This window comes from Streptomyces sp. NPDC025618 (assembly GCF_055558795.1).
The window spans coordinates 1-22,726 of record NZ_JBVHLW010000056.1 but is presented as its reverse complement, the minus strand read 5'-3'; the positions used below and the strand labels follow the sequence as shown (position 1 = coordinate 22,726).

The window sequence follows — 22,726 nt, the reverse complement described above, 5'->3', positions numbered from 1 at the left end:
TGAAGGGGGCCGGAAATGAGGGCGTTCACCATCGGTGGGAGGGCCCGGTGGTGAGGGCGTTCACCCGCGTCGCGGGCGGCCGTCTCACCGCGGCCCTCACCGTCGCCGTCGCCTGCGCCGTACTGCCCGCCGGGCCGGCGCGCGCCGACGCGATACGCGCGCAGGAGTGGGCCCTCGACGCCCTGCACACCGAGGACGCGTGGCGGACCACCAAGGGCGCCGGGGTGACCGTCGCCGTCCTCGACACCGGGGTCGACGACGGGCACCCCGACCTGCGGGGGCAGGTGCTGCCGGGCAAGGACCTCGTCGGCTTCGGCGCGGGCCCCGGCGACCGGCCCTGGGCGCGGCACGGCACCGCGATGGCCGGGATCATCGCCGGGCGCGGGCACGGTGACGGCGGTTCCGACGGCGTGCTCGGCATCGCGCCCGAGGCGAAGATCCTGCCGGTCCGGGTGATCCTGGAGGACAGCGACCCGGCCCGGCCCACGGCGCGCGGCGCCCGCGGCAGCGCCCTCGCGGACGGCATCCGCTGGGCCGCCGACCACGGTGCCGACGTGATCAACCTGTCCCTGGGCGACGACAGCGCCACCGCGCACCCCGAACCGCGCGAGGACGCCGCCGTGCAGTACGCGCTGAGCAAGGGGGCCGTCGTGGTCGCCTCGGCCGGCAACGGCGGCGAGGAGGGCGACCACATCTGCTATCCCGCCGCCTACCCCGGGGTGATCGCGGTCACGGCGGTCGACCGGTACGGCGGCCGCGCCGCCTTCTCCACCCGGCGCTGGTACGCGGCCGTCTGCGCGCCCGGCGTCGACGTGGTGATCGCCGACCCCGACCGGCGCTACTACGAGGGCTGGGGCACGAGCGCGGCCTCCGCCTTCGTCTCCGGGGCGGTGGCCCTCGTACGCGCCGCACATCCCGGCCTGACCCCGGCCCAGGTCCGCGAGCTGATCGTGGACACGGCCCGCGGCGGCCCGCCGGGCGGGCGCGATGACGCGCGGGGCGCGGGGCTGGTGGACCCGGCGGCGGCGATCGCGCGGGGCGCGCGGGTGGCTTCCCTGCGGAGCCAGGCGGATCCGCCGCGCTTCTTCGGCCCGGCGGTTGTGGAGCGGCGCTCTGGTGGCGAGTCGTTTGTGGACCCGGTGCCGTTGGGGGCGGCGGGGGTGGGGGTGCTCCTGCTGGTGGTGGCGGGGGTTTTGTGGCGGCGCCGGGTTTAGGCGGCGGGGCGGTCGGCGCCTGCGGCGGGCCTTTTCCTCAGCCCCGCTCCTTCCCGAAACCGGGGGCAAGCCCCCAGACCCCGCAACACGCTTCGCGCGTTGTCCTCAAACGCCGGACGGGCTGATGCCCCCCCCACGCGGCGGAGCCGCGCATCAGACGCAGCCGGGAAGGGGCGGGGCTGGGGAAAAGCACAGGCGAGCCCCCCGATAGGCTCGGCGCCGTGTCCCTCAAGAACATCCCCGACCCCGGGTTCGCCGACGACAACGGCTCCGCCGACCCCGCTCTGACCGCCGCCCTCGCGGCGTGGGCGGACGACCCGGCCGCCGAGCCTGACGTCCTGGCGGCCCTGACGGGAGCCCGCCTGCTCGTGCCCGTCGTCGCCGTGCTCGGCGAGGTGGAGACCGGCCCGGACGGGCTGAAGCGCGAGAAGACCAGCGACATGGCCGTGCCGACGCTCCAGGCCCCGGGCGGCCGCAAGGCGCTGCCCGCGTTCACGTCGCTGGAGTCGCTGGCCCGGTGGCGCGCGGACGCGCGCCCCGTGGCCGTACCGCTGCACCAGGCGCTCCAGGCGGCCGCGCACGAGAAGGCGGACACGGTCGTCATCGACCTCGCCGGCCCGGTGCCGTACCAGCTGACCGGCCCCGCCCTGCTCGCCCTGGCGGAGGGGCGGCAGAGCGCGGACCCGCTGGCGGACCCATCGGTCACGGACGCCCTGCGGGCGGTCCTGGCGGCGCAGCCGGGCGTGCTGCGCGCCCACGTCGCCCCGGCGGCGGACGCGGACGGGACGCTGGCGCTGGCCCTGGTGCCCGGCTCGGTGCCCGCCGAGGTCGTCCAGCAGGTCGCGCGGGCGCTCGCCGCCGACGAGGTGCTGCGCGCGCGGCTCGTACGCGGCCTGGACCTGGCCCTGCTCCCGCCGGGCGCGGAGGTCCCCGGGGAGCCTCTCTACACGCGCTGAGTCCCACCGGCCCCAACAGGCGACTCGTCCTGGATCGTCCGACAATGCGAAGACAGTCCACGATCCTCTGGAGGACGCCATGGACGCCGTCAAGCTGGGATCGGTGACTCTCGATCCCGTGCAGACGAGAACCGTCGCGGCCGAATTCCTCGGCACCGCGCTGCTGGTTTTCTTCGCTGTCGGGTCAGCGGTTCTCGCTGCCGACTACATCGGCGTGCTCGGTATCGCGCTGGCCTTCGGGTTCACCCTGCTGGCCCTGGCGTACGCGCTGGGCCCGATCTCGGGCTGCCATGTGAATCCGGCGGTGACGCTCGGGCTGCTGGTGGAGGGCCGCATCACGCTGCGCACGGCCATCGAGTACTGGATCGCCCAGCTGCTCGGCGGCATCGTGGGCGCGGCGGTGCTGTTCCTGCTGGCCAAGCAGGTGCCGGGGCTCAAGACCCACGGCGCCTTCGGCAGCAACGGCTTCGGGGACCGCTCGGCCGTGCACCTCGGCACCGGCGGCGCGTTCCTCGCGGAGGTCGTCCTGACCTTCCTGCTGGTCTTCGTCTATCTGGCGGTGACGCACAAGATCGCCGTGGTCGGCTTCGACGGGCTCCCCATCGGCCTGGCCCTCGCGGTGATCCACCTGATCGGCATCCCGCTGACGGGCACCTCCGTGAACCCGGCCCGCAGCCTCGGCCCGGCCCTCTTCGCGGGCGGCGGCGCGCTCTCCCAGCTGTGGCTGTTCATCGTCGCCCCGCTGATCGGCGGCGCGCTGGCGGCCCTCGCGCACCAGGTCACCCACCCGCGTCAGGGGCCCGCGAACCTCGCGGACGAGCTGACGAAGGCGCCGTACCCGGACACCGGCTCCCGCTCCGGCGCGGTGCCCCCGCCGGACGACACCGGCCTCGGTACGCCGCCGCGCCCCGACGCGGGACCGGGCGCGGGGCCCGGCGCCGGCGTCTGACGGGCGCGGAGGTCACGGCCGGATCAGCCGAAGACGGGGCCGGTGAACTTCTCGCCCGGCCCCTTGCCCGGCTCGTCCGGCACGAGGGACGCCTCGCGGAAGGCCAGCTGGAGCGACTTCAGGCCGTCGCGCAGCGGTCCGGCGTGGAAGTTGCTGATCTCGGTGGAGCCCGCGGTGACCAGGCCGGCGAGCGCGGTGATCAGCTTGCGGGCCTCGTCCAGGTCCTTGTGCCGGTCGCCCTCCTCGGCGAGGCCGAGGTTGACCGCCGCCGCGCTCATCAGGTGCACCGCGACCGTGGTGATCACCTCGACCGCGGGCACGTCCGCGATGTCACGGGTCATGCTGTCGAAGTCCGGCGCCTCGTCGGCGGGGACGGGCGTGGACTCGGGGGTGGCGTCGCTCATCGTTGCTCTTCCGCTTGTCTGGGGGTCTCCCGGCGCGCGCGGGCGCCGGGACGCCGACCAGCCTAGGCCGTGCCCCGCGGACCGGGCCGCCGGGCCCTGCGGCGCCGGGCCCGGCGCACACGGGTGGGAGCCCGGCCGGGGCGCTGGTATGCTGGACAACGACCGGCTGGTCACTAGCGTGCCCGGCCCACAAGTGGAGGCTCCGACTCTCCCACCTGACCGACTCACGGGTCGGCAGGTCTCCGGTCAGGCGGCGCCCATCGTTCCGTACGGACGATGGAGCTGCCCGATAGATGCGCCCCGCGGCTCGCCGTGGCGGTGTTCCGGTTTCATGGAGCCCCGCCTGTGTCCCGTCCGGGGCGTTTTTCATGTGTCCGGCGCGGTTGGTCTTACGAAAAAGACGTTACGTGGCTGTCCGCCAGGCGGCCGCGTGGTGCTACCGAGGAGGATCCATCAGCGCCGAGCCCCGCATCAACGACCGGATTCGAGTCCCCGAGGTGCGACTTGTCGGTCCCAGTGGCGAGCAGGTCGGCATTGTGCCGCTTGCCAAGGCCCTGGAGCTTGCGCAGGAGTACGACCTCGACCTCGTCGAGGTGGCGGCGAACGCCCGTCCGCCGGTCTGCAAGCTCATGGACTACGGGAAGTTCAAGTACGAGTCGGCCATGAAGGCCCGTGAGGCGCGCAAGAACCAGGCGCACACGGTCATCAAGGAGATGAAGCTCCGGCCGAAGATCGACCCGCACGACTATGACACCAAGAAGGGTCACGTCGTCCGGTTCCTCAAGCAGGGCGACAAGGTCAAGATCACGATCATGTTCCGTGGTCGCGAGCAGTCCCGGCCGGAGCTCGGCTACCGACTGCTGCAGCGTCTCGCGGAAGACGTCCAGGAGCTGGGGTTCGTCGAGTCGAACCCGAAGCAGGACGGCCGCAACATGATCATGGTCCTCGGTCCGCACAAGAAGAAGACCGAGGCGATGGCCGAAGCCCGCGAGGCGCAGGCCGCTCGCAAGGCGGAGCGCCAGGGTGCTCCCGCCGAGCAGGAGCAGTCCGCCGAGGAGCCCGCAGAGGCGTGATCCGTGGGACCGCGAGGTCCCGAGGAGCACCCCCGGGGCCCTGGGCCCCGGACAGCAACCGAACACAGCTGACGCTCCCGTGCGCCCGGTTCACGGGCACGGGGGAGCGCCACCGACGAGGAGATACGGCGCGATGCCGAAGAACAAGACGCACTCCGGTGCCAGCAAGCGCTTCAAGATCACTGGCTCCGGCAAGGTCATGCGCGAGCGCGCCGGCAAGCGCCACCTGCTCGAGCACAAGTCGTCCAAGCTGACGCGTCGCCTCACCGGCAACGCCGAGATGGCCCCGGGCGACGCCAAGAAGATCAAGAAGCTTCTCGGCAAGTGACGCTCCGCGCCCCGTCCACACGGGGTGCGCGTCGGACCGGGACCCATTCGAATTCGGGCCGCGTGAGAACGCACCGCGGCCCCGCTACAAGGAGTTAACAAGTGGCACGCGTCAAGCGCGCAGTCAACGCGCACAAGAAGCGTCGGGCGATCCTCGAGGCGGCCAGCGGTTACCGCGGCCAGCGGTCGCGCCTGTACCGCAAGGCCAAGGAGCAGGTCACCCACTCCCTGGTCTACAACTACAACGACCGCAAGAAGCGCAAGGGCGACTTCCGTCAGCTGTGGATCCAGCGCATCAACGCCGCTGCCCGCCAGAACGGCATGACGTACAACCGCCTCATCCAGGGTCTGAAGGCCGCCAACATCGAGGTGGACCGCAAGATCCTGGCCGAGCTCGCGGTCAACGACATGAACGCGTTCGCCGCGCTCGTCGAGGTGGCCCAGAAGGCGCTGCCGGCCGACGTCAACGCGCCCAAGGCCGCCGCCTGATTCTCGGCGCCGTAAGGCAAACGACCGGACCCGCAGGCTTCTGGCCTGCGGGTCCGATCGCGTCCGGGACGAGAAAATCCTCCGCGGCCGCCGCCCGGCGCGCCCGCCCAGCAACGAAAGTGAGCCCATGGCGGCCCCCGAGCTGACTTCCCTGCGATCGCCCCGTGTCGTCGCGGCCCGTCGGCTGACCAAGCGCAGCTTCCGCGGCAAGGAACGCCGCTTCCTCGCGGAGGGCCCGCAGTCCGTCCGCGAGGCCGTCGAGCACCTCATCGAGGTGTACGTCACGCCGGACGCCGCCGAGCGGCACGCGGACATCGTGGCCACCGCCCACGCCGCCGGTGTGCCCGTGCTGATCGCGACGGACGAGGTCATCGCCGCCATGTCCGACACCGTGACCCCGCAGGGCATCGTCGGCCTGTGCCGCTTCCTCGACTCGCCCTTCGAGGAGATCCTCGCCGCCCGGCCCAAGCTCGTCGCCGTCCTCGCGCACGTACGCGACCCCGGCAACGCCGGCACGGTTTTGCGCTGCGCCGACGCAGCGGGCGCGGACGCCGTCGTGCTCACCGACGCCTCCGTGGACCTCTACAACCCCAAGTCCGTCCGGGCCTCCGTCGGTTCGCTCTTCCACCTGCCGGTCGCCGTGGGCGTCCCCGTGGAGCAGGCGGTGCGCGGCCTGCAGGACGCCGGGGTGCGCATCCTGGCCGCCGACGGCGCGGGCGAGCGGGACCTGGACGCCGAGCTGGACAAGGGCACCATGGGCGGGCCCACCGCCTGGGTCTTCGGCAACGAAGCCTGGGGCCTGCCGGAGGAGACGCGGGCGCTGGCAGACGAGGTCGTGCGGGTCCCGATCCACGGAAAGGCCGAGAGCCTGAACCTCGCGACGGCCGCCGCCGTGTGCCTCTACGCTTCCGCCCGTGCGCAGCGCGCACCCGGAGGGTGCCGCTCCGTGACCTTCAGCTAGTAGGGTTGCCCCCCGGGGGTTCTGGAGGGGGTGCGGGTGATGAACGTCAGGACTTCCGGAAGCGTGGCCGACGCGTGTCCGGCCGTGGTTCACGGATCCCGAGGTGCCGGAGGTGCCCGGGACGCGCCCACGGGCGGCCTGGAGGGCCTCGGGCTGGATCCGGACGACCTGCCGGACGGCCTGGTCGTCGCCGACGAGAACGGCAAGGTGACCTGCTTCAACGCCGCGGCCGCCCGCATCACGGCGGTCTCGCCCCGGGAGGCGATGGGCCGGCCGCTGGAGAGCGCCCTCCCTCTGGAAGACCTGGAGGGCCGCCGCTGGTGGTCCCTGACCGATCCCTACGGCGGCCTCGCCACCCGGATCGGCCAGCCCGAGCGCAATCTGCTGCTGCCCGGCGGCCGCGAGGTGCTGGTCTCCGCCCGCTATGTGCGGGAGAGCGCCGGCGGGCCCGTACGCCGCCTGGTCGTCCAGCTGCGCGGCACCGACGCCCGCCGCCGCACCGAGCGCAGCCACGCGGAGCTGATCGCCACCGTCGCCCACGAGCTGCGCTCGCCGCTGACCTCGGTCAAGGGCTTCACGGCGACCCTGCTCGCCAAGTGGGAGCGCTTCACCGACGACCAGAAGCGGCTGATGCTGGAGACCGTCGACGCCGACGCCGACCGCGTCACCCGGCTGATCGCCGAGCTGCTCGACATCTCCCGGATCGACTCGGGGCGTCTCGAACTGCGCCGCCAGCCCGTCGACGTCGTCGCCGCCGTCCGGCGGCACATCCAGGCGCACACGGCGGCGGGACAGCCCGAGGACCGCTTCCGCGTCGAGGTCGTGGAGCCGCTGCCCGAACTCTGGGCGGATCCGGACAAGATCGACCAGGTGCTGGGCAACCTCCTGGAAAACGCGGTGCGCCACGGCGAGGGACGCGTCACGATAGCGGTGTCACCGGCGCTGACCAAGGCCCGGGCGGAGGGTACGGCGATCACCGTGAGCGATGAGGGGCCGGGCATCTCGGAGGAGTCGATGGGCCGCGTCTTCACCCGCTTCTGGCGGGGCAGCAAGCGCGGCGGCACGGGCCTCGGGCTGTATATCGTCAAGGGCATCGTCGAGGCGCACGGTGGCACGATCACCGTCGACCGGGCCCCGCGCGGCGGCGCCCGGTTCCGATTCACGTTGCCCGTGGGCGCGCCCGCCTTCCTCTCCCAGAGCTGAGAGCGGAGGGCCGAGCACCGGCCCGCGGGCCCACCCCACCACACGCGCCCTTTAGACTCGACCTTTGGCACCTTTGGCACGACCTTGGCACCAACACAGTCGGGCAAAGCCGCGCAGCGAAGCGAAGCCAGCCGATCGGAAGCACGGGAAGAGATGTCCGCACCCAATAAGTCGTACGACCCTGTCGAGGTCGAGGCACTGAAACCGGAAGAGGTCGAGCGCATGCGCAGCGAGGCGCTCGCCGCCTTCGCCGCCGCCGGTGACCTCGAGGCCCTGCACGAGGCGAAGATCGCCCACACCGGGCCCACCTCGCCGCTGTCCCTCGCCAACCGTGAGATCGGCGCCCTGCCCCCGCAGGCCAAGGCCGAGGCCGGCAAGCGCGTCGGCATGGCCCGGGGCAGTGTGAACAAGGCTCTCGCCGCCCGCCAGGCCGAGCTGGAGGCCGAGCGTGACGCCCGGGTGCTGGTCGAGGAGGCGGTGGATGTCACCGTGCCGTACGACCGCGCGCACACCGGCGCCCGCCACCCGCTGACCACGCTCTCCGAGCGCATCGAGGACGTCTTCGTCGCGATGGGCTACGAGGTCGCGGAGGGCCCCGAGGTCGAGGCGGAGTGGTTCAATTTCGACGCCCTGAACTTCGAGCCCGACCACCCGGCCCGCGCCATGCAGGACACCTTCTTCGTCCAGGGCCAGGGCACCAAGGACGACGAGTCCGGCGTCGTGCTGCGCACCCACACCTCCCCGGTGCAGGTCCGCTCGATGCTCGACCGCGAGCCGCCCATCTATGTGGTCTGCCCGGGCCGCGTCTACCGCACCGACGAGCTGGACGCCACCCACACCCCGGTCTTCACCCAGGTGGAGCTCCTCGCCATCGACGAGGGCCTGACCATGGCCGACCTCAAGGGCACCATCGAGCACATGGTGCGCTCGCTGTTCGGCGAGGGCCTCACGACGCGGCTGCGCCCCAACTACTTCCCCTTCACCGAGCCCTCCGCCGAGCTGGACATGCAGTGCTATGTCTGCCGCGGTGAGTCGGTCGGCAACCCCGAGGCGCCCTGCCGCACCTGCTCCAGCGAGGGCTGGATCGAGCTGGGCGGCTGCGGCATGGTCAACCCCCGGGTGCTGGTCGCCGCGGGCATCGACCCGGAGAAGTACAGCGGATTCGCCTTCGGGTTCGGCATCGAACGGATGCTGATGTTCCGCCACAACGTCGAAGACATGCGAGACATGGTCGAGGGTGACGTGCGCTTCACCCGGCCGTTCGGGATGGAGATCTGATGCGGGTCCCGCTTTCTTGGCTGCGGGAGTACGTCGACCTGCCGGCCGGCACCACCGGCCGCGACGTGCAGGCCAAGCTCGTCGCCGCCGGCCTCGAGGTCGAGCGTGTCGAGCAGCTCGGCACGGGCCTGACCGGCCCCCTCGTCGTCGGCCAGGTCCTCACGATCGAGGAGCTGGAGGGCTTCAAGAAGCCCATCCGCTTCTGCACCGTCGACGTCGGCTCCGCCAACGGCACCGGTGAGCCGCAGGAGATCGTCTGCGGCGCCCGTAACTTCTCGGTCGGCGACAAGGTCGTCGTCGTGCTGCCCGGCGCCGTGCTGCCCGGCGACTTCGCGATCGCCGCGCGCAAGACCTACGGCAGGACGTCGCACGGCATGATCTGCTCCGGCGATGAGCTGGGCATGGGCGACGACGGCACGCACGGCATCATCGTGCTGCCGCAGGAGTACGAGCCCGGCACCGACGCCATCGAGCTGCTGGAGCTCGTGGACGAGGTCCTCGACATCGCCGTCACCCCCGACCGGGGCTACTGCCTGTCGATGCGCGGCGTCGCCCGCGAGGCCGCCACCGCCTACGGCCTGCCGCTGCGCGACCCGGCCCTGCTGGACGTGCCCGCGCCCAACGGCTACGGCTACCCGGTCCAGGTCGCCGACCCGGCCGGCTGCGACCGCTTCACCGCGCGCACCGTCACCGGCCTCGACCCCGAGGCACGCTCGCCGATCTGGCTCCAGCGCAGGCTCCAGAAGGCCGGCATGCGCACGGTCTCGCTCGCCGTCGACGTCACCAACTACGTGATGCTCGAGCTCGGCCAGCCGCTGCACGCCTACGACCGGTCCCGCGTCGACGGGCCGATCGGCGTGCGCCGTGCCGAGGCGGGCGAGAAGCTCACCACCCTCGACGGCGTCAAGCGGGCCCTGCACCCCGAGGACCTCGTCATCACCGACAACCGCGGCCCCATCGGCCTCGCGGGTGTCATGGGCGGTGCCGACACCGAGATCGCCGACCACGCGGCCGGCCAGGGCTCCACCGAGATCGTCGTCGAGACCGCGCACTTCGACCCGGTCTCCATCGCCCGCACGGCCCGCCGTCACAAGCTGTCCTCCGAGGCGTCCAAGCGCTTCGAGCGCGGCGTCGACCCGCAGGCCGCCTCCGCGGCCGCGCAGCGCACCGTCGACCTGATGGTGCTGCTCGCGGGCGGCACGGCCGAGGCCGGGGTCACCGAGATCGTCGCCCCCAGCGGGCCGCGCACGATCGCGATGAGCGCCGCCCACCCGGACCGCGTCGCCGGTGTCGAGTACGGCCGGGAGACCGTCGTCCGCCGCCTCCAGGAGGTCGGCTGCGACGTCTACGGGCAGGACGAGCTGATCGTCACCGTGCCCAGCTGGCGCCCCGACCTCACCGACCCCAACGACCTGGCCGAAGAGGTCATCCGGCTGGAGGGCTACGAGAACCTGCCCGCCACCCTGCCGCAGCCGCCCGCCGGCCGCGGGCTGACCGAGCGGCAGCGCCTGCACCGCCGCGTGGGCCGCGCCCTCGCGGGCGCGGGCTACGTCGAGGCCCCGAGCTACCCCTTCCTCGGGGACGCCGCCCTCGACCAGCTCGGGCTGGAGGCCGACGACCCGCGCCGCCTCGTGGTGCGCCTGGTCAACCCGCTCTCCGACACCGAGCCGGCGCTGCGCACCACCCTGCTGCCGGGGCTCTTCGCCGCCCTGCGCCGCAACGACGGCCGCGGTGAGCACGACCTCGCGCTGTTCGAGACCGGGCTGGTCTTCCGGCCGACCGGTGCCGAGCGCCCCGCGGTCCGGCTGCCCGTCGACCGCCGTCCCACCGACGAGGAGATCGCCGGCCTGGACGCCGCGCTGCCCCGGCAGCCGCGCCGAGCCGCCGTCGTCCTCGCCGGCGCGCGCGAGCAGGCCGGCTGGTGGGGCAAGGGCCGCCCCTCGACCTGGGCGGACGCCATCGAGGCGGGCCGCGCGGTCGCCCGTGCCGCGGGTGTCGAACTGATTGTCCGTCAGGACCAGAACGCGCCGTACCACCCGGGCCGCTGCGCCGCGTTGCTCGTCCTGGTCGACGGCGAGGAGGTGCTCGTCGGCAACGCCGGTGAGCTCCACCCGCGCGTCACCAAGGCGTTCGGCCTGCCGGAGCGCACCTGCGCCATGGAGATCGAGCTCGACCTCCTGGAGCGGGCCGCCACCGGTGCCGTCGAGGCCCCGCACGTGTCCGCCTTCCCGGTGGCCACCCAGGACGTCGCGCTGGTCGTCGACGCCTCCGTCCCGGCCGCCGACGTCGAGGCCGCGCTGCGGGCCGGCGCGGGCGAGCTGCTGGAGTCGCTGCGGCTGTTCGACATCTTCACCGGCGAGCAGCTCGGCGAGGGCAAGAAGTCGCTGGCGTACGCGCTGCGCTTCCGCGCCGCCGACCGCACCCTGACGGCCGACGAGGCAACTGCCGCGCGCGACGCGGCCGTTGCCGCCGCCGTCGAGCGCACGGGCGCGGTGCTGCGCGGCGCGTGACGCCCGCGCGGCACAACTGCCGCTGAAACAGCGCTGACACACAGGGGCGCATCCGGAACTCCGGGTGCGCCCCTCTGCGTGCCATCGTTCCTGAGTGTCCGAATATCACTCAATAGGGTGGAAATGAAGGTCCTGGTCGTTACTTGGCGCTGAGCTCTCGCGAGAATCGAGCGCGTCATGGCTGCTAGGGGGGCTGACGGCATGATCCGGACAAGGGCGGTGCACTGGCGGAGGAGGGTCGTGCTCGCCCTGCCCGGAGTGTGGGTCCTCGGCGTTCTCGCGTGGGGACTCCTCGCGCCCCACAGCACCCAGGTCGTCCAACTGCTCGCCGCCGCGCCCGTCATCGCCTGCGCGGGCAGCGGCCAGCGCCAGTGCGTGATCCTCGCCGGCCTCTGCGCGCTCTTCGCGCTCGCCCCCTTCGGCCCCGCCACCCGGCTCGATCCCGCCCTCAGGGCGGGCACCTGCTGTGCCGTCGTCGCCGTGGCCGCCGCCTCCTACGCCGTCACCCGCCGCAGGCGCCGTCTCGTGCGGGATCTGGAGCGCGCCCGCGAGATCGCCGATACCGCCCAGCGGCTGCTGCTGCGCCCCCTGCCGCCCCGGCTCGACGGGATGACGCTCGCGGGCGGCCATCTCTCGGTCAGCGAGGGCACCCTCGTGGGCGGCGATCTCTACGAGGCGCTGGCCACCCAGCACGGCGTCCGCGTCGTCATAGGCGATGTGCGCGGGCACGGCTTCACGGCGATCGCCACCGTCGCCGCCGTGCTGGGCAGCTTCCGCGAGGCGGCGCACGACGAACCGGAACTGGCCGACGTGCTGCGCCGGCTGGAGCGGGCCCTGCACCGGCACTTGGGGGAGCGGGCGGCGGCCGAAGACAGGGGGGAGAGGGGAGCCAAGGACCCCAAGGACCGGCCGCACGGCGAGGAGTTCGTCACCATCCTCCTGCTGGAGGTGAGCGCCGACGGCGTCGTCATGGCCCTCAACTGCGGCCACCCCTGGCCGTACCGCCTCTCCGGCTCCCCCGGCCGCAGAGCCAGGGCCGCGCCCGTGGGGCGTGGTGACCCGCTGCCGCCGCTCGGGCTCTTCCCGCTGCCGCCCCGGCTGCCCGTGGCCCGGCTCACCCGGCTGCACTGCGGCGACGCCCTGGTGCTGCACACGGACGGCGCCGAGGACGCGCGGGACGCTGCGGGCGCCTTCTTCCCGCTCGCACGGGCCCTCGGCGAGGCCGCCGCCGACGCGGGGCCCATCGTCCCCGCCGCCGTGGTCGAGCGCGTCCAGACCGCCCTGCTGCGGCACACCGGCGGCCATCTCTCCGACGACATCGCGCTGTTGGTGCTGCGCAACGACCGGCAGCGCGCCCCCTCCCCGTCGCCCGTCGCCCGGCCGGCCCGCTCCGGCAGCAGGCCGCGCAGGCAAGGAGCCACTCCGTGACAGAGGCCCAGGCGACCCCCGGTGCCGTCCGCAGCCTGATTCCCGCCCGTATCGACCGGATGCCCTGGTCCGGCTTCCACACCAGGATGGTCGTGGCGCTCGGCGTCGCCTGGATCCTGGACGGGCTGGAGATCACCGTCGCGGGCGCGGTGGCCGCCGTCCTCACCCGCGAGGACACCCTCCGGCTCTCCTCGGGCGACGCCGGGCTGATCGCCACGGTCTATCTCGTTGGCCAGGTGGCCGGGGCGCTGGTCTTCGGGCGGCTCGCGGACCGGCTCGGCCGCCGCAAGCTCTTCCTGCTCACCTTCGGCGTCTATCTCTTCGGCAGCGGCCTGGCGGCACTGACCCTCGGCCACGGCACCGGGTGGTACGCCTTCCTCTGCTGCACCCGCTTCCTCGCCGGCACCGGCATCGGCGGCGAGTACTCCGCCATCAACTCCGCGATCCAGGAGATGGTGCCCGCCCGCTACCGCGGCCGCGTCGACCTCCTGGTCAACGGCACCTACTGGGCGGGCGCGATCCTCGGCACCGTGGCCGAGCTCTGGCTCCTGCACGTGCTCCCGGACCGGCTCGCCTGGCGGGCCGGCTTCCTCCTCGGCCCGCTCCTCGGCCTCGCCGTCTTCCTGATCCGCCGTCATCTGCCGGAGAGCCCGCGCTGGCTGGCCATGCACGGCAGGCCGGAGGAGGCCGAGGAGGCCATCGCCCGGATCGAGAGCGAGGTCGAGCGCGCCGGGCACGTCCTCGCCCCCGTGGACGGCGGCCGGGCGATCCTGCTGACGGAGGCGCCGCGCGCGGGCTATCCGACCCTGCTGCGGCTGCTGTTCAAGCGCTACCCCGGCCGCTCCGTGCTCGGCTCGACCCTGCTGATCACCCAGTCCTTCCTCTACAACTCCATCTTCTTCACCTACACCCTCGTCCTGACGAAGTTCTACGGCGTCCACGAGAACCGCGCGCCGCTCTACCTCATCGCCTTCGCCGCCGGGAACCTCCTCGGCCCCGTCCTGCTCGGCCCGCTCTTCGACACCGTCGGCCGCCGCCGCATGATCAGCGGCACCTATCTGTTCTCCGGCTGCGCCCTGGCCGGCACCGCCGCGCTGTTCGAGGCCGATCTGCTGACCGCCGCGAGCCAGACCACCGCCTGGTGCGTGATCTTCTTCTTCGCCTCGGCCGGGGCGTCCGCCGGATATCTGACGGTCGGCGAGATCTTCCCGCTGGAGGTACGCGGCCAGGCCATCGCCGTCTTCTTCGCCCTCGCCCAGTGCGTGGGCGCCGCGGGGCCCTATCTCTACGGCAGGCTGATCGGCGACGGCAGCGACCGCACCCTGCTCTTCCTCGGCTATCTCCTGGGCGCCGCCGTCATGGTGGCCGGGGGCCTCACCGAGCACTTCCTCGGCATCGACGCCGAGGGCAGGTCCCTGGAGGAGATCGCCACTCCGCTCTCGGCCGCCGTGCCCGTCCGGGAGCGGCCGGATGTCACCGGTGACCCCAACTCCCGAGGGCAAGCCTCCGTTTGACGCACGGCGACGTCCGGTTCACACCCCGTGCGAAGCGATCTCCTTTACGCTGATCCCACCGAGCACTTCGGAGGGCAGGATGGAGCCCAACACACTCCTTGACGCCATCCTCGACGAGGCGGGAATCTCCCACGCCGGACTGGCCGCCCACATCAACGCGGCCGGCCGCGCCCGGGGACTGGCACTGCGGTACGAACACACCGCCGTCGCACGGTGGTTGCGCGGGCAGCGCCCGCGGGGCCAGGTGCCCGACCTCATCTGCGAGGTGCTCGGCGAGCGGCTGCGCCGCGCGCTGACCCTGGACGACATCGGCCTCGGCACCCCCGGCAGCCCCCGGCTGCCCAACACCCCGCTCTCCGGCTTCGTGGAGCGCGCCACCGCCCTGTGGCGCTCCGACGAACAACAGCGGGAGCACGTCGTCAGCGCCCCCGCGGTGACCGGGACCCCCGCCGTCATCCCCGTCTGGGAGTGGGAGAACCCACCGGAGGACGCCGACGTCTCCCGGCGCGGCCTCACCCGCGTCTCCATGGACGACATCGAGATGCTCCGCGCCGCCCGCACCCACTACGAGCAGATGTACCGCAAGGCGGGCGGCATCGCGACCCGCGCCCGCGTCGTCGGCTTCCTCAACTCCGAGACGGCGCCCCTGCTCCGGGGCAGCTACACCGACGAGACCGGCCGCCAGCTGCACCGCGCCACCGGCGGACTCGTCGCCGTCGCCGGGATCTGCGCCTACGACTCCGACGCGCACGGTCTCGCCCAGCGCTACTTCCACCAGGCGCTGCGCCTGGCCAAGGCCAGCGGGGACCGCGGCCTGGGCGCGTATGTCATCGCCCTCCTCGTCAATCAGTCGCTCTTCATGCGGGAGTACCGGCAGGCGGTCGCGTTCGCCGAGTCGGCGCTGCGGGCCGCGGGCCCGGAGCTCACCCCCGCCCTCGCCGCCGACCTCTATGCCATGCAGGCCAAGTCCTATGCCCGGCTCGGCGACGGCGTCGGCGCGCTCGCCTGCATCCGCCGCGCCGAGAGCGCGGCCGAGCGCATCCGCCGTGGCCAGGAGCCCGCCGAGACCGGCTATGTGCAGCCCGGCCTGGTGAATGTGCAGGTGGCGGAGGCGCTGTTGAGCCTCGGCGATCTCGGACCCGCCCGTGAGCACGCGGACCGGGCCGTCGACACGCCCGCCCACGACCGGGGCCGTGTCCACCGGCTCGCCATGCTCACGCATATCGAGCTGCGTCAAGGAGACGCGGACAAGGCGGTGGCCACCGCACGGGAGATGACCGAGCAGGCGAGAGGCATGGAATCGCAGCGCTTACGGGATCGGCTCCGGGCGGTGCGCGAGCACCTGATCGAAAGTGGGTGTGCGGCCACGGCAGAGGCCGCGGAGATGATCGACGGGGCGTTGCGCGTGCCCTTGTGAGGAAAACGCCCGGGGAGGTGGCCACCTCGGCGGAAGGTGGCAACACGTGCGTTGGAAGAATCTCAAGGAACGGACCGTCTACTCGAACCAATGGTTCCGGGTCAATCTCGCGGACGTCCAACTCCCCGACGGCCGCCACCTCGACCACTTCCTCATCCGGCTGCGGCCCGTCGCCGTGGCCACGGTGGTCAATGAGGCCAATGAGGTCCTGCTGCTGTGGCGGCACCGCTTCATCACCGACAACTGGGGCTGGGAACTGGCCGCGGGCGTCGTCGAGGACGGCGAGGACCTGGCCTGCGCGGCGGCCCGCGAGATGGAGGAGGAGACCGGCTGGCGGCCCGGCCCCCTGCGGCACCTGATGTCGGTGGAACCGTCCAACGGCCTCACCGACGCCCGCCATCACATCTACTGGTCCGACGAGGCCGAGTACATCGGTGAACCGGAGGACGACTTCGAGTCGGACCGCCGTGAGTGGGTGCCGCTCAAGCTGGTGCCCGACATGATCAGCCGGGGTGAGGTGCCGGCCGCCAACATGGCGGCCGCGCTGCTCCTGCTGCATCACATCCGGCTCGGCTGAGCCTCCCGCACGCGGACCGGGTTCACCCAGGCCGGGTTCCCGCGCACCGGACTCACGCGGACCGGATCCATGCAGCCCGGACGCACGCGGGCCGGACTCACGCACACCCCGCGCTCATCGGCCCGTCGCCTGCCAGACGGCGACCGCCAGGGAGGCGACGCCGGTGAGCGCGGCCAGTGAGGGCAACGGCCACCTGCTGTGCTCCAGGGCCCGTACGCGCTCTGCCACCTCGCTGAGGTCGCGCTCCGACTGATCGCTGCGCTGGGTGAGGAGGGCGAGGTGGCCGTCGACGCGGACGATGCCGACGTCGAGGCTACGACGGAGCTCCGCGAGCTCAGCCGCTCTGACGGCCTGCTCGGGATGGATGGTCACGGTCCGTACCCCTTCCGGAATGTCTCTCCGTGTGTGTCCGACGAGCCGAGTCAACCGCGTCGGGGCGCTGAGCGGGAGCGTGTGCGGAAGGGATATGCGAGTCACCGCCGCACACCCCGTGTGAGCGCGGGTGTGCGGCGGTGACGTTGCGTAGTCGATGCAGGGTGCGGGGCCGCTCAGTAGGAGTAGAAGCCCGAGCCCGTCTTGCGGCCGAGCCGGCCCGCGTCGACCATGCGCTGGAGCAGCGGGGGAGCGGCGTAGAGCGGCTCCTTGAACTCCTCGTACATGCTGTTCGCCACCGACGCCACCGTGTCCAGGCCGATCAGGTCGGAGAGCTTCAGCGGGCCCATGGGGTGGGCACAGCCCAGCTCCATGCCGTTGTCGATGTCCTCGCGGCTGGCGATGCCCGACTCGAACATCCGGATCGCGGAGAGCAGATAGGGGATGAGCAGGGCGTTGACGACGAAGCCCGAGCGGTCCTGGGCGCGGATCGCGTGCTTGCCCAGGAGCTGCGCGACCAGGGCCTCGGCGCGCTTGATGGTCTCCTCGCCGGTGGTGAGCGCGGGGATCAGCTCGACGAGCTTCTGCACCGGGGCCGGGTTGAAGAAGTGGATGCCGATGACCTGGTCCGGGCGGGAGGTCGCCACGGCCAGCTTCACCAGCGGGATGGAGGAGGTGTTGGAGGCCAGGATCGCGTCCGGGCGGGTGACGACCTGGTCCAGGACCTGGAAGATCTCGGTCTTCACCTGCTCGTTCTCGACGACCGCCTCGATGACGAGGTCACGGTCGGCGAACTCGCCCAGGTCGGTGGTGAAGCTCAGCCGGTCGAGCGTGGCGTCGCGCTCGGCCTCGGTGATCTTGCCGCGTTCGGCGGCCTTGCCGAGGGAGTTGATGAGCCGGGTGCGGCCCAGCTCCAGGGCCTCGCCGGTGGTCTCCGCGACCATGACGTCCAGGCCGGAACGGGCGCACACCTCGGCGATGCCCGCGCCCATCTGGCCGCAGCCCACTACTCCGACGCGTGCGATGTCGGTCGTCACATCGTGCCTTTCGCTGATCTCGGTCGTCCGGCGGTGGCCGTACCCCGCGCCGGGTCCCGGCGCCGAGGACCCCCGGTCCCCGCCTCGTTCCAGACGTTACTCCGCACCGCGCGGTGCCGAGGGGGCCGGGGCGGGCATGCTCTGTCCGTACGGTGTGACCGATCCGACAAGGAGTGGCCCGCATATGGGGCGTATGAGTCGAAGAGGGTTCACCGTGGCGGCCGCGGGCGTGATGTCCGCGATGCTGACCACGGGTGAGGCGGCCGCGCTCGACGACGCCGCTCCGAGCGGGAGCCGTCCGAAGCGCGAGTTCCGCGGCATGTGGATCGCCACCGTCGCCAATGTCGACTGGCCGTCCGCCCCGGGCCTCGACCCCGCTCGCCAGCGGGCCGAGCTGCGCGCCCTCCTCGACGCCGCGGTGCGCAGCCGGCTCAACGCGGTGCTCCTCCAGCTCCGGCCCACCGCCGACGCGTTCTGGCCCTCGCCGTACGAGCCGTGGTCGGAGTATCTGACGGGTGCTCAAGGCGGCGACCCGGGCTGGGATCCGCTGGCCTTCGCGGTGCGCGAGGCCCATGAGCGGCGCCTGGAGCTGCACGGCTGGTTCAACCCCTACCGCATCGCCAACCACACCGATCCCGGCCGGCTGGTCCCCACCCACCCCGCGCGGCTGCACCCCGACTGGGTGGTGCCGTACGGCGGGAAGCTCTACTACAACCCCGGTCTGCCCGAGGTGCGGCGCTTCGTGCAGGACGCGATGCTCGACCCCGTCGCCCGCTACGACCTGGACGGCGTGCACTTCGACGACTACTTCTACCCCTATCCCGTGGCGGGGGAGCGGTTCGACGACGACGCGGCGTACGAGCGCTACGGCGCGGGCCACGCCGACCGGGCCGCGTGGCGGCGCGACAACATCGACAAGCTCGTGCGGGAGACGGGGCGGCGCGTCAAGTGGCGCAAGCGGCACGTGCGGTTCGGGATCAGCCCGTTCGCCGTGTGGCGCAACAGCACGACGGATCCCCGGGGTTCGCACACCCGGGCCGGGGTGCAGACCTACGACGACCTGTGCGCCGACACCCGCAAGTGGGTGCGCGAGGAGTGGATCGACTACATCGTGCCGCAGGTCTACTGGCCCATCGGCTTCCCGGCCGCCGACTACGCGGAGCTCGTGCCCTGGTGGGCGCGGACCGTGCGGGGCACCGGCGTGCACCTCTACGTGGGCGAGGCGCTCTACCGCGCGGGCGACCCCGCACAGCCCGCGCCCTGGCAGGACCCGGCCGAGCTCTCCCGCCACCTCACGCTGTGCCGGACACACCGTGAGGTGCTGGGGAACGTCTACTTCTCGGCGAAGCCGCTGCTCGCCGACCGGATCGGGGCGATGGACCGCGTGGTCCACGACCACTATCCGCGCCGCGTCCGCCCACCGCGGTGAGCGGAGGGCTCCTCACGCGTGGCCGGACGCCTTGCTGTGGTCCACCACGCTGTCCGGCCCCGGTGACATGATCGTCTCGTGGCCGTTCTCCGTGCGGACGCGGTACGGGGGCGAGCCGTTCGGCCCCAGCACCTCGACGATCTCCACGACGTGGTCGTGCTGCCCGACCACCCGGCCGTGAACTACCAAACGGTCGCCCTTGCTCGCATGCATCGGCGGTGATCCTTCCGATCGAGGTTCCACTGGTGCGCTCGGGTGCCGTCAATTCTACGGCGAAAGGGGGTATACGGCCCGCTCCGCGGGGCATTCGGGAACCGAGGCCGGACGCGCCGCCGCCTGTCCCAGGGGTTTCCCCAGGACCCCGTCCGGACGGATCACCGGGGGGCGCGTCCGCGCCAGTTGGACGGGCCGGTCACGTGGCAGGCTGACGACCACGTGCGGCGCAAGCCGGTCCGTCCGGCCGCGGCGGTGGCGCGGAGCGGGATGCTCCCGGCCCACGGATCCACGGCCCGTGGATCCACGGCAGGGCCCGGCCGGATGGCTACCGCCTCTGCGTCACCGCGATGCAGACGAGCACCGCCACCGCGGCGACCGGCGCGGCCGGGGACAGCCGTTCGCCGAGCAGGGACACGGACCACACCAGCGTCAGCAGCGGCTGCGCGAGCTGGAGCTGGCTCGCCCTGGCCACGCCGATCGCGGCCATCCCGCGGTACCACACCAGCATGCCCAGGAACTGCGATCCCGCCGCCAGCCACAGCAGTCCGGCGACGGAGTGCCCGGTCAGGTGGGCGGGCTCGGCGTACAGGGCCGCCGCCGCGCCCGCCACGGCCACCGGCAGGCAGCCGACGAGCGCCCAGCCGATCACCTGCCACCCCGGCATCTCCCGCGCCAGCCTGCCGCCCTCCGCGTAGCCCGCCGCGCACACCAGCAGAGCGGCGAAGAGACAGAGGTCGCCGAGCGTCGGAGTGCCGCCGCTCTGCTGGAGGGCGAAGCCGATGACCACGGCCGCCCCCGCCAGCGCCGCCACCCAGAAGGCCCGCGAGTGCCGGGTGCGGGTCCGCACCGCGGAGTACGCGGCCGTGGTCAGCGGCAGCAGGCCCACGACCACCGCGGCGTGCGAGGTCGTCGACGTCCGCAGAGCCAGCGTCGTCAGCAGCGGGAAGCCGACGACGGTGCCACCGGCCACCGCGAGCAGCCCCGGCCAGTGGCGGCGCGCGGGCCGCGGCACCCGCCCCGCCAGCAGGAAGCCCGCCGCGATCAGCCCGGCCAGCACCATCCGGCACGTGGTGACGGACCAGGGGCCGAGCCCCTCCAGCGCCCAGGCGGTCGCGGGGAAGGTCAGGGAGAAGGCGGCCACACCGGCGGCCGCGAGCAGCATGCCGCCGGTGGCGGGGCGACCCCGGCCCGGTGCGGCTCCGGCGGTGACCGGACCGCTCACTGCTACCGTCTCGGTGCGAGTAGCGCTATCTTTCACTCTCATGCATGAGCGTAACAGCGTCGCTGAACTGGCCGGAACCCTGCGCGGGGAGCTGAACCGCTACTCTCCGGGTGAGAAGCTGCCGTCGAGCCGCGCCCTCGTCGAACGCTTCCGGGTCAGCCCTGTCACCGTCTCGCGGGCCCTCGCCGCGCTGGCCGCGGAGGGCCTGGTCACCACCCGCCCCGGGGCGGGCGCCTTCCGGGCCGCGCCGCACGCCGCCCCCGCCCGGCCCGGTGACACCTCCTGGCAGGAGGTCGCGCTCAGCGCCGAGCAGGCCGGGGACGCCGTGCCCCGCACCGTCGACGCCACCGGCGTGCTGACCACGCTCGCCGAACCACCGCCCGGCGTCATCGAGCTCAGCGGCGGCTATCTCCACCACACCCTCCAGCCGGAGCGGGCCCTCGCCGCCGCCCTCGCCCGGGCGGGCCGCCGCCCCGGTGCCTGGGGCCGCCCGCCGCTGGAGGGCGTCGCCGAGCTGCGCGCGTGGTTCGCCCGGGAGATCGGCGGCCAGGCCGGCACGGTCGCGCCCTCCGACGTGCTGATCACCGCCGGCGGCCAGAGCGCGCTCACCACCGCCCTGCGCGCCCTCGCCCCGCCCGGCGCCCCCGTGCTCGTCGAGTCCCCGACCTACCCCGGCATGCTCGCCGCCGCACGCGCCTCCGGGCTGCGGCTGGTGCCCGTGCCGGCCGACGCCAGGGGCGTGCGCACCGACCTGCTCGCCGCGGCGTTCCGGGCCAGCGGCGCCCGCGTCTTCGCCTGCCAGCCGCTCTTCCAGAACCCCACCGGGGCCGTGCTGGCCGACGACCGGCGCCGCGAGGTCGTCCGGATCGCCCGCGAGGCCGGTGCCTTCGTCATCGAGGACGACTTCGCCCGCCGCCTCGCCCACGAGGACGCCCCGCCGCTGCCGCCCACGCTCGCCGCGGAGGACCCCGACGGCATCGTCGTCCACGTCTGCTCCCTGACCAAGGCCACCTCGCCGAGCCTGCGCGTCGGCGCCCTCGCCGCCCGGGGTCCGGTGCTGGAGCGGCTGCGGGCCATCCAGGTCGTCGACAGCTTCTTCGTGCCCCGCCCGCTGCAGGAGGCCGCGCTCGAACTTGTCGGCTCGCCCGCCTGGCCCCGCCACCGCCGCACGGTCGCGGCCGCGCTGCGCACCCGGCGCGAGGCGCTGCTCACCGCGCTGCGCCAGGAACTGCCCGCGCTGGAGGTGGAGTTCGTACCACCCGGCGGCTTCCACGTCTGGGCGCGGCTGCCGGACGGCGCGGACGAGGCGGTCCTGGCTGCCGCGGCCCTGCGCGCGGGGGTCGTCGTCGCCCCCGGGCGCCCCTACCACGCCGCCGAGTCCTCCGCGCCGCACCTGCGCCTCAGCTTCGCCGCGGTGGCCGGTACGGCCGAACTCGCCGAAGGCGTGCGGCGGTTGGGTGCCGCGTGCCGTGAGGTGCTGAGGTGACCGGGCGGGGGTCCGGGCCGTCGAGTGCCACGGCGCGGTGTCCGGCGGCCGGGGACACCGCCTAGAGTCGGGGCATGGCTTCAGACGAGGAGACCGGGCCGGTACGGGTCGACAGCTGGATCTGGTCCGTACGGCTCACCAAGACACGCTCGCAGGCCGCCACCGCCTGCCGCGCGGGCCACGTCCGTGTCAACGGCGAACGCGCCAAGCCCGCCCAGACGGTGCGCCCCGGCGACGAGGTGCGGCTGCGGCTGGCCGGGCGCGAGCGGATCGTCGTCGTCTCCCGGATCATCCGCAAGCGGGTCGGCGCCCCCGTCGCCGCGGAGTGCTACGTCGACAACAGCCCGCCCCCGCCGCCGCCCGTCGCGCTCGCCGCCGTGCCCGTACGCGACCGCGGCGCGGGCCGCCCGACGAAGCGGGACCGCCGGGAGCTGGAGCGGCTCCAGGGGGACCGGTAGGGACCGGTCGGGCCCGGTCGGGGAACACGCGAAAACCGCGAACAGCGCGCTCGCGCTGTTCGCGGTTGATGTCCTGCGTCGGTGTCCTGCCTGGGCGTCTTCAGCCGCTGTGGGTCAGTATGCGGAGTTGACGTTGTCCATGGAGCCGTAGGTCTTGGCGGCGTAGTTGCAGGAGGCGACGATGTTGGCGACCGGGTCGTAGATGT

The 22,726-nt window shown here is 73.2% G+C and carries 22 protein-coding genes and 1 pseudogene; 17 read left to right on the top strand and 6 right to left on the bottom strand.

The window, feature by feature from the left end:
* Positions 1-50 precede the first annotated feature (50 nt).
* The 3 genes from mycP (at position 51) to ACZ4A5_RS29085 (ending at position 3,119) form a co-directional block, all read left to right on the top strand.
* On the top strand, positions 51-1,214 hold the full coding sequence (mycP, locus tag ACZ4A5_RS29095) for a type VII secretion-associated serine protease mycosin (RefSeq protein ID WP_467590630.1): 1,164 nt from the start codon (positions 51-53) through the stop codon (positions 1,212-1,214).
* 221 nt (positions 1,215-1,435) lie between these two features.
* Positions 1,436-2,170, top strand: a complete 735-nt coding sequence (locus ACZ4A5_RS29090; protein WP_467590627.1) for an SseB family protein — start codon at positions 1,436-1,438, stop codon at positions 2,168-2,170.
* 79 nt (positions 2,171-2,249) lie between these two features.
* Positions 2,250-3,119, top strand: a complete 870-nt coding sequence (locus ACZ4A5_RS29085; protein ID WP_467590624.1) for an MIP family channel protein — start codon at positions 2,250-2,252, stop codon at positions 3,117-3,119.
* A gap of 23 nt (positions 3,120-3,142) precedes the next feature.
* Here the strand turns inward: ACZ4A5_RS29085 and ACZ4A5_RS29080 are convergent, their stop codons facing one another.
* Entirely contained in the window at positions 3,143-3,523 is a 381-nt protein-coding gene (locus ACZ4A5_RS29080; RefSeq protein ID WP_467590622.1) for a DUF1844 domain-containing protein, read from the bottom strand.
* A gap of 368 nt (positions 3,524-3,891) precedes the next feature.
* On the opposite strand from ACZ4A5_RS29080, the gene infC reads away from it, so the two are divergent.
* From infC to ACZ4A5_RS29025, 11 genes are all read left to right on the top strand, one after another.
* Entirely contained in the window at positions 3,892-4,596 is a 705-nt protein-coding gene (gene infC, locus ACZ4A5_RS29075) for a translation initiation factor IF-3 (RefSeq protein ID WP_467590619.1), read from the top strand.
* Positions 4,597-4,729: 133 nt separating this feature from the next.
* Positions 4,730-4,924 (top strand): 50S ribosomal protein L35, encoded by a 195-nt coding sequence (rpmI, locus tag ACZ4A5_RS29070; RefSeq protein WP_071964711.1) that lies wholly within the window; start codon positions 4,730-4,732, stop codon positions 4,922-4,924.
* A gap of 101 nt (positions 4,925-5,025) precedes the next feature.
* Positions 5,026-5,412: a 50S ribosomal protein L20 gene (gene rplT, locus ACZ4A5_RS29065; RefSeq protein WP_071964710.1), complete on the top strand. Its 387-nt coding sequence runs from the start codon at positions 5,026-5,028 to the stop codon at positions 5,410-5,412.
* Positions 5,413-5,539: 127 nt separating this feature from the next.
* On the top strand, positions 5,540-6,373 hold the full coding sequence (locus ACZ4A5_RS29060; protein ID WP_467590614.1) for a TrmH family RNA methyltransferase: 834 nt from the start codon (positions 5,540-5,542) through the stop codon (positions 6,371-6,373).
* Positions 6,374-6,412: 39 nt separating this feature from the next.
* The gene (locus ACZ4A5_RS29055) at positions 6,413-7,576 is read left to right on the top strand and encodes a sensor histidine kinase (RefSeq protein ID WP_467590611.1); all 1,164 of its coding nucleotides are present in this window, start codon (positions 6,413-6,415) and stop codon (positions 7,574-7,576) included.
* Between the two features lie 153 nt (positions 7,577-7,729).
* Entirely contained in the window at positions 7,730-8,854 is a 1,125-nt protein-coding gene (pheS, locus tag ACZ4A5_RS29050; protein WP_467590608.1) for a phenylalanine--tRNA ligase subunit alpha, read from the top strand.
* Positions 8,854-11,364 (top strand): phenylalanine--tRNA ligase subunit beta, encoded by a 2,511-nt coding sequence (gene pheT, locus ACZ4A5_RS29045; protein ID WP_467590605.1) that lies wholly within the window; start codon positions 8,854-8,856, stop codon positions 11,362-11,364. The genes pheS and pheT overlap by 1 nt, the downstream gene beginning before the upstream one ends.
* Before the next feature lie 201 nt (positions 11,365-11,565).
* Entirely contained in the window at positions 11,566-12,792 is a 1,227-nt protein-coding gene (locus tag ACZ4A5_RS29040) for a PP2C family protein-serine/threonine phosphatase (protein WP_467590602.1), read from the top strand.
* Positions 12,789-14,306: an MFS transporter gene (locus ACZ4A5_RS29035; protein WP_467590599.1), complete on the top strand. Its 1,518-nt coding sequence runs from the start codon at positions 12,789-12,791 to the stop codon at positions 14,304-14,306. The genes ACZ4A5_RS29040 and ACZ4A5_RS29035 overlap by 4 nt, the downstream gene beginning before the upstream one ends.
* A gap of 79 nt (positions 14,307-14,385) precedes the next feature.
* Positions 14,386-15,723 carry a transcriptional regulator gene (locus tag ACZ4A5_RS29030; protein ID WP_467590596.1) on the top strand — a complete coding sequence of 446 codons (1,338 nt, stop codon included), beginning with the start codon at positions 14,386-14,388 and terminating at the stop codon, positions 15,721-15,723.
* 46 nt (positions 15,724-15,769) lie between these two features.
* A complete protein-coding gene (locus ACZ4A5_RS29025) occupies positions 15,770-16,300 on the top strand; it encodes an NUDIX hydrolase (RefSeq protein ID WP_398872715.1) in 531 nt (176 codons plus the stop codon).
* 114 nt (positions 16,301-16,414) lie between these two features.
* On the opposite strand, the gene ACZ4A5_RS29020 is transcribed toward ACZ4A5_RS29025, so the two are convergent.
* Both ACZ4A5_RS29020 and ACZ4A5_RS29015 read right to left on the bottom strand, forming a co-directional pair.
* A complete protein-coding gene (locus ACZ4A5_RS29020; RefSeq protein ID WP_467590593.1) occupies positions 16,415-16,672 on the bottom strand; it encodes a hypothetical protein in 258 nt (85 codons plus the stop codon).
* A 176-nt stretch (positions 16,673-16,848) separates the two neighbouring features.
* Positions 16,849-17,709, bottom strand: coding sequence for a 3-hydroxybutyryl-CoA dehydrogenase (locus ACZ4A5_RS29015; RefSeq protein WP_467590590.1), 861 nt, complete (start codon positions 17,707-17,709; stop codon positions 16,849-16,851).
* A 184-nt stretch (positions 17,710-17,893) separates the two neighbouring features.
* Between ACZ4A5_RS29015 and ACZ4A5_RS29010 the strand changes: the two genes are divergently transcribed.
* The gene (locus ACZ4A5_RS29010; RefSeq protein ID WP_467590587.1) at positions 17,894-19,138 is read left to right on the top strand and encodes a glycoside hydrolase family 10-like protein; all 1,245 of its coding nucleotides are present in this window, start codon (positions 17,894-17,896) and stop codon (positions 19,136-19,138) included.
* Between the two features lie 12 nt (positions 19,139-19,150).
* Here the strand turns inward: ACZ4A5_RS29010 and ACZ4A5_RS29005 are convergent, their stop codons facing one another.
* Both ACZ4A5_RS29005 and ACZ4A5_RS29000 read right to left on the bottom strand, forming a co-directional pair.
* Positions 19,151-19,351 carry a DUF1918 domain-containing protein gene (locus ACZ4A5_RS29005; RefSeq protein ID WP_467590584.1) on the bottom strand — a complete coding sequence of 67 codons (201 nt, stop codon included), beginning with the start codon at positions 19,349-19,351 and terminating at the stop codon, positions 19,151-19,153.
* A gap of 328 nt (positions 19,352-19,679) precedes the next feature.
* Positions 19,680-20,618 carry a DMT family transporter gene (locus ACZ4A5_RS29000; RefSeq protein WP_467590581.1) on the bottom strand — a complete coding sequence of 313 codons (939 nt, stop codon included), beginning with the start codon at positions 20,616-20,618 and terminating at the stop codon, positions 19,680-19,682.
* Between ACZ4A5_RS29000 and ACZ4A5_RS28995 the strand changes: the two genes are divergently transcribed.
* Positions 20,617-22,062, top strand: a complete 1,446-nt coding sequence (locus ACZ4A5_RS28995) for an aminotransferase-like domain-containing protein (RefSeq protein ID WP_467590578.1) — start codon at positions 20,617-20,619, stop codon at positions 22,060-22,062. The genes ACZ4A5_RS29000 and ACZ4A5_RS28995 overlap by 2 nt on opposite strands.
* A gap of 74 nt (positions 22,063-22,136) precedes the next feature.
* Positions 22,137-22,520, top strand: a complete 384-nt coding sequence (locus ACZ4A5_RS28990; RefSeq protein WP_467590575.1) for an RNA-binding S4 domain-containing protein — start codon at positions 22,137-22,139, stop codon at positions 22,518-22,520.
* A gap of 114 nt (positions 22,521-22,634) precedes the next feature.
* Here the strand turns inward: ACZ4A5_RS28990 and ACZ4A5_RS28985 are convergent.
* Positions 22,635-22,726: pseudogene (locus ACZ4A5_RS28985) on the bottom strand (transglycosylase SLT domain-containing protein); the annotation flags it as partial.